15 protein-coding genes are annotated in these 13,104 nt (G+C 40.1%); all 15 read left to right on the top strand.

The genetic code is table 11. The features are described from left to right. Positions 1–20 precede the first annotated feature (20 nt). The 15 genes from flgM to AC3ITG_RS28920 all read left to right on the top strand — a co-directional run bounded on the left by flgM (position 21) and on the right by AC3ITG_RS28920 (position 12,678). Entirely contained in the window at positions 21–305 is a 285-nt protein-coding gene (gene flgM, locus AC3ITG_RS28990; protein WP_064641918.1) for a flagellar biosynthesis anti-sigma factor FlgM, read from the top strand. 8 nt (positions 306–313) lie between these two features. Continuing rightward, positions 314–814, top strand: a complete 501-nt coding sequence (locus AC3ITG_RS28985; protein ID WP_489252060.1) for a flagellar protein FlgN — start codon at positions 314–316, stop codon at positions 812–814. An 18-nt stretch (positions 815–832) separates the two neighbouring features. Next, positions 833–2,395, top strand: coding sequence for a flagellar hook-associated protein FlgK (flgK, locus tag AC3ITG_RS28980; RefSeq protein WP_489252059.1), 1,563 nt, complete (start codon positions 833–835; stop codon positions 2,393–2,395). Positions 2,396–2,418: 23 nt separating this feature from the next. Beyond that, positions 2,419–3,327 (top strand): flagellar hook-associated protein FlgL, encoded by a 909-nt coding sequence (gene flgL, locus AC3ITG_RS28975; RefSeq protein WP_489252058.1) that lies wholly within the window; start codon positions 2,419–2,421, stop codon positions 3,325–3,327. Positions 3,328–3,410: 83 nt separating this feature from the next. Further along, the gene (gene fliW / locus AC3ITG_RS28970) at positions 3,411–3,860 is read left to right on the top strand and encodes a flagellar assembly protein FliW (RefSeq protein ID WP_489252057.1); all 450 of its coding nucleotides are present in this window, start codon (positions 3,411–3,413) and stop codon (positions 3,858–3,860) included. Next, complete coding sequence (gene csrA / locus AC3ITG_RS28965) at positions 3,860–4,093, top strand: carbon storage regulator CsrA (protein WP_064641923.1); 234 nt, start codon at positions 3,860–3,862, stop codon at positions 4,091–4,093. The genes fliW and csrA overlap by 1 nt, the downstream gene beginning before the upstream one ends. A gap of 188 nt (positions 4,094–4,281) precedes the next feature. Next, positions 4,282–5,055 carry a flagellin N-terminal helical domain-containing protein gene (locus tag AC3ITG_RS28960; RefSeq protein ID WP_489252056.1) on the top strand — a complete coding sequence of 258 codons (774 nt, stop codon included), beginning with the start codon at positions 4,282–4,284 and terminating at the stop codon, positions 5,053–5,055. A gap of 152 nt (positions 5,056–5,207) precedes the next feature. Next, positions 5,208–5,582 (top strand): flagellar protein FlaG, encoded by a 375-nt coding sequence (locus AC3ITG_RS28955; protein WP_489252055.1) that lies wholly within the window; start codon positions 5,208–5,210, stop codon positions 5,580–5,582. 12 nt (positions 5,583–5,594) lie between these two features. Next, the gene (fliD, locus tag AC3ITG_RS28950; RefSeq protein ID WP_489252054.1) at positions 5,595–7,106 is read left to right on the top strand and encodes a flagellar filament capping protein FliD; all 1,512 of its coding nucleotides are present in this window, start codon (positions 5,595–5,597) and stop codon (positions 7,104–7,106) included. Positions 7,107–7,129: 23 nt separating this feature from the next. Then, positions 7,130–7,510, top strand: a complete 381-nt coding sequence (fliS, locus tag AC3ITG_RS28945) for a flagellar export chaperone FliS (protein ID WP_489252053.1) — start codon at positions 7,130–7,132, stop codon at positions 7,508–7,510. Further along, positions 7,510–7,854 (top strand): hypothetical protein, encoded by a 345-nt coding sequence (locus AC3ITG_RS28940; protein WP_489252052.1) that lies wholly within the window; start codon positions 7,510–7,512, stop codon positions 7,852–7,854. Before fliS ends, AC3ITG_RS28940 begins: the two co-directional genes overlap by 1 nt. Positions 7,855–7,989: 135 nt before the next feature. Further along, positions 7,990–9,789: a motility associated factor glycosyltransferase family protein gene (locus AC3ITG_RS28935; protein ID WP_489252051.1), complete on the top strand. Its 1,800-nt coding sequence runs from the start codon at positions 7,990–7,992 to the stop codon at positions 9,787–9,789. Next, entirely contained in the window at positions 9,790–10,839 is a 1,050-nt protein-coding gene (gene neuB / locus AC3ITG_RS28930) for an N-acetylneuraminate synthase (protein WP_064641929.1), read from the top strand. Between the two features lie 6 nt (positions 10,840–10,845). Further along, a complete protein-coding gene (neuC, locus tag AC3ITG_RS28925; protein WP_489252050.1) occupies positions 10,846–11,979 on the top strand; it encodes a UDP-N-acetylglucosamine 2-epimerase in 1,134 nt (377 codons plus the stop codon). A 9-nt stretch (positions 11,980–11,988) separates the two neighbouring features. Beyond that, a complete protein-coding gene (locus AC3ITG_RS28920; RefSeq protein ID WP_489252049.1) occupies positions 11,989–12,678 on the top strand; it encodes an acylneuraminate cytidylyltransferase family protein in 690 nt (229 codons plus the stop codon). The last annotated feature ends 426 nt before the right edge of the window (positions 12,679–13,104 follow it).

The raw sequence follows: 13,104 nt of genomic DNA, 5'->3' as shown, positions 1-13,104 counted from the left end.
GTAAAGGAAGTGTAGTTCGTATGAAAATCAATGAACCGAATAGAATTGGTGCTATCAATTCCTATCAGAGAAACGTTGAATCCAATCAGCAGGCTGATGCCAAAAAGAGCCGCCGTAAGGACGAAGTATCCATTTCTCCGGAGGCGATGAAGATGCTTGAGGAACAAGGTCGTACACAGGATGCAGGCCGCACACAACGTATTCAAGAATTAAAGGAACAGGTAAATTCGGGAACTTATCAAGTAGACAGCCAGAAGCTTGCCGAGAAGCTCGCTCCATACTTTAAGAACTTCCCTAATCAATAGGAGGACACATGGCAATTGAATCGATAATTGATGTACTTGAACAGCTGGAAGCCGCACATGTGGATATGCTTGAGCTGGGGGGACGGAAGAAGGAAGCTGTTGTTGCCAACAAAGTTGATATACTGATCTCTCTAATTAATCAGGAATCCAAACTGCTGAAAAGGATTGAGTTGATCGAGCAGAAAAGACTTCAGGCTATCCACCAGTTTCTGGAGGGACGTGGCATTAAGTCCAAGTTAAATCTGACCATTAGTGAGCTGACGAGACTGGTTTTTGATGCCGCAGAGAAAAAAAGACTTCTTCAAGCTCAAACTTCATTAACAGATGTGCTGCAAAAGGTGAAATATCTTAATGAAGCCAATCAACAGCTTATTAAGCAGTCGCTCTCGTACATCGACTTTTTTATTGAGACAATGTCATTTCATTCTGAATCAGAAGCTACGTATCAGAATCCTTCAGAGAAGCCTTATGGTATGGCGCGCTCCGGACTTTTTGATACGCGGGCTTAATAATGGGGGGAAAACAATATGGCTTCAACATTTCATTCAATTGAAACGGCCAAACGCAGTCTGATTACGCAAACGGCCGCTTTGAACACCACAGGACATAACGTTGCCAATGCCAATACTCCAGGTTATTCACGTCAAGTCGTCAACATGACGGCAGCCGACCCGATTGATGCAGTGGCATTTTACCGTACAACGGCTCCAGGTCAGCTTGGAACGGGTGTAGAATTCAACTCGATTATGCGTATTCGTGAGTCTTTCCTGGATGGCCAATTTCGTAATGAGAATACCTCTCTTGGAGGATGGACCATTCGCAATAGTACCCTGGAAAAACTTGAAACGATCATGAATGAGCCTTCGGATACGGGAATTCGCACAGTGCTGAATAACTTCTGGAACTCTTGGTCTGATCTCAGCCAAGATCCACAGGACGTTACCAACCGCAAGATTGTGAAAGAAACAACTTTGGCTTTAACTGATGGTTTGAATCAGATCAGTCTCCAATTGGATGCACTGACTAGCGATCTGACTAACAACGTTTCGTTAAAAACCACTGAAATCAATTCATATCTGCAGTCCATAGCCGATCTTAACAACAACATCGTAAAAGTGGAGCAACTCGGAGACAATGCCAATGATTTGCGTGACCAGCGCGATTACGCCGTAGATCAGCTCTCCAAGATTGCAGGCGTTCAGATAACAGAACTGGATAGTGGCTACCAGGTAACGATTGCAGGCCAAGTAGCAGTCACTGGAGCTGCGGTTGTTCCTGTCACGGCTGATATTTTGGAGAACGCCTATCAAGCGGGGACTTTAACTGGCGGCGAAGTCTACGGAATGATCCATTCCCGTGATCAATATGTAGCAGACTATCGCAACCAGATCAATCAACTGGCTAATACGCTTGCAACCGGGGATATTGAGATTACCATTCCTGCTGGATCCGTATTGCCAAGCGGTACGGTTTTCAACAACGTGACGTATTCCGATGCCAATAATAATAGAACGTTAACATCAGATTTGAAAGTTACCGTTCAAGGTATTAATGGTTTGCACAAGCTGGGGTATACCCTTAGTGGTGATACACCAACAGCGGGCGGGGATTTTTTCTCAACCAAAGACGGTTCAGGAACGATCACGGCTGGGAATATTACATTAAGTACAGAAATCCAAAATGATCCGAATAAGATAGCTACTTCGATGCGGACTACCGGAACAGGCACAAGTGAGAGTGTAGTACTAGGGAACAACAGTTTAGCTATAGCGTTAGCTGGCTTAAGAGATACAAAGTTTGATTTTGGATCAGCGTTGTCTAAACCAACTACGGTGGATGACTTTTTCGGCGCGATTGTAGGCCAACTTGGTGTCCAGACTCAGGAAGCTAACCGACAAGCTCAAAATGCTCAACTCCTCACGGAGCAGGTCGACTTGAATCGTCAATCCGTAAGTGGAGTCTCTCTAGATGAAGAAATGAGCAATCTAATTAAATTCCAGCACGCATACAGTGCAGCTGCCCGTTTCATGACTGCCTATGATGAACTGCTTAATAAGCTCATTAACAGCACTGGTGTGGTCGGTCGCTAAGACGTAGAAAGGGGAAATTAATAATGGCTATTCGCGTAACCTCAGGTATGATGAGCACTCAGATGCTGAGTAACCTGAACCGCAACCTGAACCGTATGGATACAATGTCCAACCAAATCTCCACCGGTCGTAAAATTAATAAACCTTCTGATGATCCCGTTGGCGTAACATATGCTCTTCGTTATAGAGCAGATTTGGCAGCAAATGAACAATATCAGACCAATACGGATGCGGCTGTGAGCTGGCTTGATGCGACGGATTCGAATATGCAGCAAGCCAGTGATGTGATGAAAAGGCTAAAAGAACTGGCGGTTCAAGGATCCAATGGAACCTTGGCTGATTCTGATCTGGAGGCGGTTAATCTTGAAATAGTGGAATTGAAAAAGCACCTAGTGGATATCGGTAATACTCAAATCCGTGGGAAGTTTATTTTCAATGGCCAAACCTATGACAAGGCACCGTATGAATTATCTGGAACAATAACGGACTATGCGGATGTGGAGACAGATTCACAAGGAGTAATGTATTCCATTAGTGAGCAGGTCACATTCCGAATTAATACCTCTGGTTCAGATTTTTTTGGTAATAAGGATGAGGACAATAATGTTTTCAAAATCATCGATAATCTTTCAGCTGCGTTAAATAGCGGGAATCAAGCGGGGGTACAGCAACAACTACAGAACATTGAATCCCGTTCAACCAAAATGCAGGCGTGTCTCTCGGAGGTTGGGGCTAGAACCAACCGGATCGAATTGGTTCAAAATCGCCTGGATGATCAGAATTTGAACTTTACAACATTGCAATCAAAAACAGAAGACGCGGATGTGGCAAGTCTAATGATACAGGCTACCTCTGCACAGACGATCTATCAAGCAGCTCTTAAATCGTCTGCTCAGATCATGCAACCATCTTTGATGGACTTTATGAGATAATGTTTGATTTTAATTATATATAAGCAGTAAGCTATGGACATGGATGCTCCATAGCTTTTTTAATAGTTTAGGAGGATGGACAAATGAATCAGCAGAATAATTTAGACTCAACTGAAGAACAGATAGCAAAAGAAATATATACCCTTCCTAAAGGAATACCAGGTTTTGAAGAGCTGAGATCTTTTACTTTACAGCAACATGATGAGGTGTTCAGCTTATTCAGTTCAGTCGAAGAGCCGGCTGTTGCCTTTGTAACAGTAAACCCTTTCGATTTTCATTCGAATTACGAATTTGAACTCTCTCCAGAAAATATTAATGAACTCAGTGTTATTGATCGAAGTGACATCTTGGTTCGCTGTATTGTCACTCTTTATGATGAAATAAAAAACTCTACTGCTAACTTGCTGGCACCCATTGTACTAAATAAGCAGAATAATTTAGGTAAACAAATTGTATTGCAAAATACAGAATATATAACAAAACATGCATTATGGAGAGATAATGATTCTGAAAATAAGGATGGTGACATCTGATGCTTGTACTTACGCGCAAGAAGGGTGAATCCATTGTGATTTCGGATAATATTGTACTGACAGTACTTTCTGTAGATGGGGAGCACGTCAAACTTGGAATAGCAGCTCCAAAAGATATTGATATTTATCGTAAAGAAGTACTCGATGCAATTCAAGAAAATAATCAAAATGCAGTTATGAATTTAGATACGTTGCAGAAAACCATAAACGGATTTGGAAAGTTGATTGAATAACCTTGTAATATTCACATCAAATTAAAAGTTTTGAAGAAAAAGTAGAAAAAAATTAAAAGAACTATAAACAATTTATACCATGACGTCGATATATATATTAGAGCGGTAATCTTCAGGGCGGCCGACCTGTGAAGACGCTAATACCACATGGATGTGGGCATATAACTATTTCAAGGAGGAAATAAACAATGATTATCAATCACAATATTTCTGCTGTTAATACACACCGTAACATGGGTCTGAACCAAGCGGCATCAAGCAAAAACATGGAGAAGCTGTCTTCCGGTCTGAAGATCAACCGTGCGGCTGATGATGCAGCAGGTCTGGCAATTTCCGAAAAAATGCGTGGTCAAATCCGTGGTTTGGAGCAAGCGCAACGTAACGTTCAAGACGGAATTTCATTCGCACAAACAGCTGAGGGTGCAATGAACGAAGTATCCTCCATGCTGACTCGTATGAAAGAACTGAACGTACAAAAAGAAAACGGTACTTATACATCTGGCGACAAAGGTAACATCAATGCCGAGTTGACACAACTGGGAACTCAAATTGATGCGATCATGTCAAACACGAAGTTTAATGGTATCGCAATCAAAGGTACAACTAGCATCTCTATTCAAGCCGATGATGCAGCTTTCAAAATCGACATTAAACAAATCAGCACAAGTGGATTCAGCGCTCTGAACTCTGCTACAACGCTGTCCAGCATTACAAATGCAATCTCCAAAGTATCGACTCAACGCGGTAACTTGGGTGCGATCCAAAACCGTTTGGAATACACGTCCAATAACTTGGGCACAACTGTTGAAAACCTGACAGCTTCCGAATCCCGTATTCGTGACACTGACATGGCAAAAGAAATGGTTGCTCTGTCCAAAAACAACATCCTTTTGCAAGCTTCGCAATCGATGCTGGCACAAGCAAACCAAGCGCCACAAGGCGTTCTGTCCTTGCTTCGTTAATCACTGGCTTACAAGAGCTATTATTGATTTTTTTGGAGTCCTGCATATGCAGGGCTCTTTATTTTTGAGAATACATAAAGTAATGATAGAGCAATGCCGATATATAAGGTAATAGAATTGAAGAAGTTTAAGAAGAGAACGGGAGGAATAGGATGAGTACAAATGCAACCCCAAATCCCTTAGGACCGAATTCATCTTCGTATGTAAAAGCAACACGATATGTATCTGAAGGAAATTCAAAACCACAAGATGTTAATTTAAGTGTATCTGCTCCCCGAACATCTATCTCTCAAATTGCCCAAGATCGGGAACAGACCATGAAAGATCTGGAACGTGCCATTCGTGCAATTCAAGGCCCACAGAAAACATTGGAGATTTCTGTACATGATACGACACATGCCATCATGATTAAAGTGAAAAATCAAGAAACCGGCGATGTAATACGCGAAATTCCGTCGGAAAAAATATTGGATGTTGTCGCCAATATGCTTGAACATGCAGGTATATTGATTGATGAACGTATCTAGGAGGGAATAAATATGGTAATGCGTTTAACAGGTTTGGCCTCAGGTTTGGACATCGATACGATGGTTCAAAAGCTTATGCAAGCAGAAAAGGTACCTCTGAATAAAATGAATCAACAGAGGCAACTGCTTGATTGGAAAAGAGAAAGTTATCGGGAAGTTAGTACTAAAATGGTGACTTTTTTGCAAGATAAAATCAAGGATACGTTCAGTAAAGCATCATCGTTAAATGCACAAAAATCTACCGTGACGGGGAATACAACAGCGGTGACCGCTACTGCCTCTGCAACAGCGAGCGGGAGTATGACAGTAGGTGTGACTAAACTGGCTACGGCTGCTAATGTTATATTGACTGGGCAGAGTGGTAAATCGGAAAATACAAAATTGACTGATTTGGGGCTTACAAGCGGATCTTCTCTACAGGTTGGAGGATCGACAATATCAATTGACGAGAGTGACACTATAGCTACATTGGTTTCAAAGATTAATAATAATTCAGCAACAGGAGTTACTGCGATTTATGACGCAACGAGTGGTCTGTCACTCACAGCTACGGCCACTGGTACAGACGGGAAATTATTCACAAATAATTTGGCTCCTGATAATAATAGTTTGAATATTGATAGCAAATTGAAAGATATCTTCTGGGCAGACCCAACAGATGGTACTGTTAAAAAAGCCCAAAATGCAGAGGTTACGGTGAATGGTTTGAGCATGGAGAAAACGTCCAATACGTTCACAATTAACGGTGTCACACTAACTCTGAATACAACGACTGCAGCAGGCAGCGAGGCAAATGTTACAGTAAGCAAAGATACGGATGCAATAGTTAAATCTGTCAAAGATTTTGTTGATTCTTATAATCAAGTACTGTCACTAATGAATAGTAAGGTTTCTGAGGAACGTTATACGAAATATGCACCACTGACCTCAGAGCAGAAGGCAGATATGAAAGAAGACGAAATCACTGAATGGACGAACAAGGCGAAAAGCGGGATGTTAAAAAACGATAGCATTTTGCAAGAGGCTATCTCAAGCATGCGTTCTGCGATTATGGGAGATGTAGATACAGGTAATGGTAAAGTTAATCTGTTGCAAGGTCTGGGTATCTCAACAGGAGACTATCAAAGCAAAGGGAAGTTAACGCTGGATGTCGATAAACTTAAAGAGGCACTGGAGAGAAATCCAAATGCCGTGAACGAAGTCTTTACGACCAATTATGATAAAGTATATACAAGCGACAAAGTTACTGATAAAGATGGTATTCTTGCTCGGTTACAAAAAATTACCACCAATGCTCTGAAAAGTATGAATACCACAGCAGGTGTTTCAATCTCAAGTAGTGACATCACGGCTTCTTTTATGACAAGCAGTACAATTGGAACACAGCTGTCTTCACTAGATCGTCGAATTTCAGAATTTACATCTAAACTGAATAATATTGAGACTAACTACTTTAAGAAATTTACGGCGATGGAGACAGCGATCAATAAATACAACAGCTCAGCATCAAGTTTATTTGGTTAATCGTTTTAAAAGGAGGCTTCACTTTGATTCATTCACCTTATCAGAAATATCGGCAAGCACAAGCGGAGACGGCATCTAAGCCTAAATTACTGATTATGTTGTATGATGGTGCGATTCGGTTTACAAAAGCAGGAGTTGAAGGAATTACCTCCCGCGATTATGAAATGGCTAATAATAACCTGGTTAAATCTCAGGCAATTATTCATGAGTTAGTTTCCTCACTGAATTTTGATTACCCAATTTCGAATGAATTAGTCCGAATTTATGAATATATGCTTCTTCTATTAATTGAAGCAAATGTAAAAAAACAAGTTGGACCTGCTGAGGAAGTTATATCCCATCTTGTTGAATTGCGCGAAGCATGGGTCGAAGTTAGCAAGTCGGCTGTTGCGGGTAGCATGTGATGAGTCAAAGATCGGCAGAAGAGATCTTAAGTGAACTGCAGCGCGTTACTGAAGAAGCGGTCAATCAATTAAATTTACTGCAGGAGGAAGAACTTTTTCGGCTCGCGGAAACCCGTGAAAGGCTTGTAAATGAATTTCAATGTCATAAAGCGCGTATGACTCAACAAAATCGCGAGCAAATTGAATATATTTTGAATTTTGATAAGCTGATTGTCGAACGAATGGAATTTCTGAAAAATGAAGCCGGAGCCTGGTTGCAACGGCGAGGTTCAGCGAAACAGCAACTAAATGCTTACCAACAGCAATATGCAGCGGATAGTTGGTTTATTGATCATCGAAACTGACTGAAAACAAGAGTTCTCTGAAAACAAGAGGACTCTTTTTAGGGATTGGCAGACATTCTCTAGTTGATGGGAAATATATTTTCAAACTAATAAATACACGACATATTTAATGGGATTATGTCATTGCGAGGTAAAATGGATAATTACAATAAGAATATAACCGTAATAAGGGAGCGTTTTTACGAAGATTTCTCTAAAGAATTGCTTCTTACGTTACAAGGCGATGTGGAAATTGGAAGCATGATGATCCAGGAACATATTGAATATGATGCACAATGGTTGCAAGCTGTTGAACTCTCTGTTCAAAATATAGGGATTATTTTTGTATATGGATTTGGTCAAGGGATTGGCATTTCTGATCTGATTGAAAAATATCCAGATCGCTTTTTTGTAGTGTATGAGCCAAATGAACTTTCTTTCCAATATGCAATGAAACAATATGATTTGACTCCTATTTTAGAATGGTCTAGATTACTATGGTTGTCTGTCGGAGAAAAACAGCTGAATTTAATGTTTTCTAGACTGAGTACACATATACAAGAAGAATTAGCCTTTGTTCCACTACGATATTATCTTGAAAATGAGATTGAAGAACTGCAACAAACGAGAGAGAAATTTATGAATCACTATGCTGCTTTTGTAACAAATCACAATACACGCGAGCATTTCAAGAAATTGTGGTTTGAAAATACATTGTATAACATTAGTGAGTTTAGTAAATATCCTGAAATTTATGACTTGGAAAATCGTTTCTCTGGTGAGACTGCAGTAATTGTTGCATCGGGTCCATCACTTCAAGAGGATCTGGAATGGTTAAAAAAAATCAAAAATCATGCTATTGTCATTGCCTCAGGTTCCAGCATTCAGTTTTTCCAAAAAAATCAAATCAAGCCTCACTTGGCCACCTTACTAGATGGAAATGAAATTAATGATCAGATTTTCTCTTCGGAGATTGCAAGCCAAACTCCTTTGATGGTAACGACTAGAGGTTATCAGGGCGTTGTCAATAAAAGAGAAAAGCGCGTGGTCTATTCTCTTTTAAATCATGATTCCGTCACGCCATATGTTCTAGGTTTAGAAACGAACCGTAAATATCTTCACTCTACAACTACAGTTGTAGGTACGGCAATTCAGACTGCAATTATATTGGGAGCTAAGCGCATTGTTCTCTTTGGGCAAGATTTATCTTTCCATAATGGAAGTTATTATGCACCTGGAGTGAATCACACTGCAGGAGAGGTGAGTTCGTCTGAACATCCTGAGAAGAAGCTTAAAGTGAAGAATGTAAAAGGTGGGTATAACGAAACGACTTTGAGTTTGATGTTGATGAAAGATGATATAGAAAAACTGATTGAGTTATTCCATGATGTTGAATTTGTGAATACTACGGCACATGGTGCTGAAATTGCAGGTGCTGCATGGGTATCCGCACAAGATATATATGAAAAGCTTGCACGTGAGAGGACACTGTCTGAGGATTTTTTGGAGAGCTTTTTAGATCAGAGCAGTGCTTCGCCGTTGATTCAACTACCTAAGTTTGAAGCAAAGCTTGAGTTCTTGATCGATGCACTACAGGTAGCCAAAGAAGAAGCGATACAAATTAAAAAGTTATTAAACAAAGGACGTGACCAATCTAGAATAAAGCCAGTAAAGGCTTGGGATCTGCTTGGAAAAGTTGAAGAAAGATGGAGTGCACTTACAAATCTAGAATGGTTTGATGTGATATTTGAAGCCTTTATCCCAGTTGCAATGATGGAGTTTGATAGAATACTTCCAATCATTGTGAATGAGCAAGATGTGCGAAAAAAATCGGACCTCATGCATGAACATCTGGGATCACTATTGACTGCAATGGTTAGTTCTATACCGGAATCTATTGAAATAATGACTGAAGCAATTAGACGATCAAGAATAGTTAGGGGAGATGAATGTTAGATGGAACCTTATATTCAAATTAACCAAAGATTGATTGGTGCAGACTTTGACCCCGTAGTTATAGCTGAGATTGGCATCAATCACGAAGGATCCCTTGCTGTAGCAAAAGAGATGGTAGATGCTGCTTTTTCTGCAGGAGCCGAAATCATCAAGCATCAGACGCATGTTATTGAAGATGAGATGAGTCAGGAAGCCAAAAAAGTAATTCCCGGAAATACGGATGTATCAATATATGATGTTATGGCTCGATGTGCGTTAAGCGAAGAAGATGAGAGAGAGCTTATGCGATACGTTGAATCAAAGGGAATGACATTTATCAGTACACCTTTTTCTCGCGAGGCTGTAAACAGACTTGAACGAATGAATGTTGTTGCTTATAAGATTGGTTCAGGCGAGTGCAATAACTATCCTTTAGTGGAGTATATTGCGCAAAAGGGTAAACCAATTATTCTCTCTACAGGGATGAATGATTTGGCGAGTATCCGAAAATCTGTAGAAATATTCAGACGTTATCGTACGCCATATGCTTTATTACATTGTACGAATGTGTATCCTACTCCTGCGCATTTGGTCAGACTTGGTGCGATGAGTCAGATGCAGGATGAATTTCCAGATGCGGTAATCGGACTTTCCGATCATACGTTAAACAACCATGCGTGTTTAGCAGCAGTGGCATTAGGTGCCTCCATTTTGGAAAGACATTTCACCGATCACTTCGATCGTCCTGGACCGGACATTGCTTGTTCTATGGACCCTGAACAATTAACAGAGCTTATTCAAGGTTCCAAGGAGATTGCTATGATGCGTGGTGGAGAGAAAAACGCTGTAGCTGAGGAGCAGGTAACCATAGATTTTGCTTTTGCAACGGTGGTAACGACAAAAGAAATTCAAGAAGGAGAAATATTGACTGAACAGAATATCTGGGTAAAACGTCCAGGTGCAGGGGAAATCAAAGCAGAGCACTACAATGATTTATTGGGGAAGAAAGTAACGAGATCCATCCAGCAGGACGAACATTTGAAATTTAGCGATGTCTCGCATGTGGAGTGAGAACGAATGAAAAAAATTGTTTTTCTAACAGGAACGAGAGCAGACTATGGCAAATTAAAATCATTAATGATGAAAATTGATCAAGACCCTGCTTTTGAGTTGAACTTATTTATAACGGGAATGCATATGCATTCCCGTTATGGTTCTACATGGCGTGAGATTGAAAAGGATGGATTTCGGCAAGTATACCACTTTATCAACCAGAACCATAGTACTCCTATGGACTTAACACTAAGTAATACCATTAGTGGACTGAGTAATTATGTTTCTGAAATCAAACCAGATTTGATTGTGGTTCATGGGGATCGCTTAGAAGCACTAGCGGGGGCAATTGTAGGAGCATTTAATAATATTTTGGTCGCGCATATTGAAGGCGGCGAAGTCTCGGGTACGATTGATGAATCCATTCGGCATGCCATTACCAAGTTTGCACATTTGCATTTTGTCAGTAATGAAGAATCGAAACGTAGAATTATGCAGTTAGGCGAAAAAAGTGAACACATTTATGTTATAGGTTCACCAGACATTGATATTATGTATTCCGAAACACTTCCATCTTTGGAAAAAGTAAAACAACGCTATGAAATTCCTTTTTCCACATATAGCATTGTTATGTATCATCCTGTTACAACGCAAGTAGATTTGTTACCCAAGCATGTCGAAGAGTTTAAGAAAGCTTTATTGCAATCGGGCCATAATTATGTAGTGATTTATCCGAATAATGATAAGGGTAGCGAACTGATTATTAATGCATATCAAGAACTGGAAGACCATCCTCGCTTTATAATTTATCCATCTATTCGATTTGAATATTTTTTAACGCTTTTAAAGCACGCTCAATATATTATAGGCAATTCAAGTGCTGGCATTCGTGAAGCAGGGATATATGGAACGCCGACGATTGATGTTGGGAATCGACAGACTGGAAGATATATTTCTGATCAAGATTTTATGATTCAGCATGTGGGAGAAGAACATCAAAAGATTTTAGAAGCTATAGCTTCTGTGCCTCCACATGGAGTGATTAAACAGTCTAACTTGTTCGGGAATGGGGGTAGCTCCGAGCGTTTCATGAAAATTTTGCAGTCAAATGCGATTTGGAACACTCACATTCAAAAAACGTTCTTGGACTTAATTTAGGGGGAGCTAATGTTTCATGATAAGAAAATAGTTGCGGTTATTCCGGCTAGAGCTGGAAGTAAAGGGATTCCAAATAAAAACATTGTGGATGTGAATGGAAATCCTCTTATTGTGTATACGATTAATGCTGCGTTAGAATCTCGGTACATTGACCGCATATACGTATCTACAGATAGTATTGAGATTGCAGACGTATGCCGGGCCCATGGAGTTGAGGTTGAAAGCTTGCGGCCCCGGCATCTTGCTACAGATGAGGCGAAAACGATAGATGTTTTGAAATATACACTTCACTCCTTACAATCACAGAATGAAATTTATGATTATGTCGTTTTGTTACAACCAACGCAACCTATGAGAAGTTGCGTTCATATCGATGAAGCGATCAGTCTTATTGCCGCTCATGAAGATGCTAGTATCATTAGTGTATCAGAAGTGGAAGATCATCCGTTGTTTATGAGAAAAATCAATGAATCAGGTAAACTGGAGTCACTTTTGCAGATATCAAGTACAGTCAGAAGACAAGATCTTCCTATCTACTATAAAGTAAATGGTGCTATCTACATCAATAAAGTCAGCGATATTGTAACGCAAGATATTAGTCTCAATGATAATAAGATTCCTTATGTAATGGATAAGCAATATGATCTTGATGTTGATACCTTAGCAGATTTAGAGAAATTGAGAAAAATGTTAAAGTGAAGTGCTTGCTTTTAAAAGATGGAAAAATAGATATTAATGAAGGAGAAATTTAAAGAGGAAATGCATTGATGAATAGTACTAAGCTCCCCACAGTTAAAGTTGGATCAATCAGTTAAACAGAGTGTCTGACCATTTGCCAGGAGATACAGGGGCTTTAAGGCGTTACTCGCAAGCTCTCTGGGCTTTTTCTGCCTGACAGATGAACCCGATCCAGTTCACAGCAAATCGCCTTGAGGCTGATGGGGAATATCTAGTCTGCTGCGTTTCGATTATGCTCTGATGTTTGTAGCTCATAGTGGATTCTCATTGTGTGTTTTACACGAATCCGGCCATGGGCCTTTTTTTATTTATTTCTAGTAGTTTCACACTTCATAGCACGAACAGGTTCAGGGCATTTAAACTGACGGTGAAGCAAATGTTGGCCGA

It is taken from the genome of Paenibacillus sp. GL_099_B, assembly GCF_057835695.1.
The sequence above is the reverse complement of the archived record's forward strand: the minus strand, read 5'-3'. Positions and strand labels throughout refer to the sequence as shown.

Excerpts from the sequence above, each read along its gene's own strand:
- flgM (WP_064641918.1), top strand. The coding sequence starts at position 21 with ATGAAAATCAATGAACCGAATAGAATTGGTGCTATCAATTCCTATCAG.
- AC3ITG_RS28985 (WP_489252060.1), top strand. The coding sequence starts at position 314 with ATGGCAATTGAATCGATAATTGATGTACTTGAACAGCTGGAAGCCGCA.
- flgK (WP_489252059.1), top strand. The coding sequence starts at position 833 with ATGGCTTCAACATTTCATTCAATTGAAACGGCCAAACGCAGTCTGATT.
- flgL (WP_489252058.1), top strand. The coding sequence starts at position 2,419 with ATGGCTATTCGCGTAACCTCAGGTATGATGAGCACTCAGATGCTGAGT.
- fliW (WP_489252057.1), top strand. The coding sequence starts at position 3,411 with ATGAATCAGCAGAATAATTTAGACTCAACTGAAGAACAGATAGCAAAA.
- csrA (WP_064641923.1), top strand. The coding sequence starts at position 3,860 with ATGCTTGTACTTACGCGCAAGAAGGGTGAATCCATTGTGATTTCGGAT.
- AC3ITG_RS28960 (WP_489252056.1), top strand. The coding sequence starts at position 4,282 with ATGATTATCAATCACAATATTTCTGCTGTTAATACACACCGTAACATG.
- AC3ITG_RS28955 (WP_489252055.1), top strand. The coding sequence starts at position 5,208 with ATGAGTACAAATGCAACCCCAAATCCCTTAGGACCGAATTCATCTTCG.
- fliD (WP_489252054.1), top strand. The coding sequence starts at position 5,595 with ATGGTAATGCGTTTAACAGGTTTGGCCTCAGGTTTGGACATCGATACG.
- AC3ITG_RS28940 (WP_489252052.1), top strand. The coding sequence starts at position 7,510 with ATGAGTCAAAGATCGGCAGAAGAGATCTTAAGTGAACTGCAGCGCGTT.
- AC3ITG_RS28935 (WP_489252051.1), top strand. The coding sequence starts at position 7,990 with ATGGATAATTACAATAAGAATATAACCGTAATAAGGGAGCGTTTTTAC.
- neuB (WP_064641929.1), top strand. The coding sequence starts at position 9,790 with ATGGAACCTTATATTCAAATTAACCAAAGATTGATTGGTGCAGACTTT.
- neuC (WP_489252050.1), top strand. The coding sequence starts at position 10,846 with ATGAAAAAAATTGTTTTTCTAACAGGAACGAGAGCAGACTATGGCAAA.
- AC3ITG_RS28920 (WP_489252049.1), top strand. The coding sequence starts at position 11,989 with ATGTTTCATGATAAGAAAATAGTTGCGGTTATTCCGGCTAGAGCTGGA.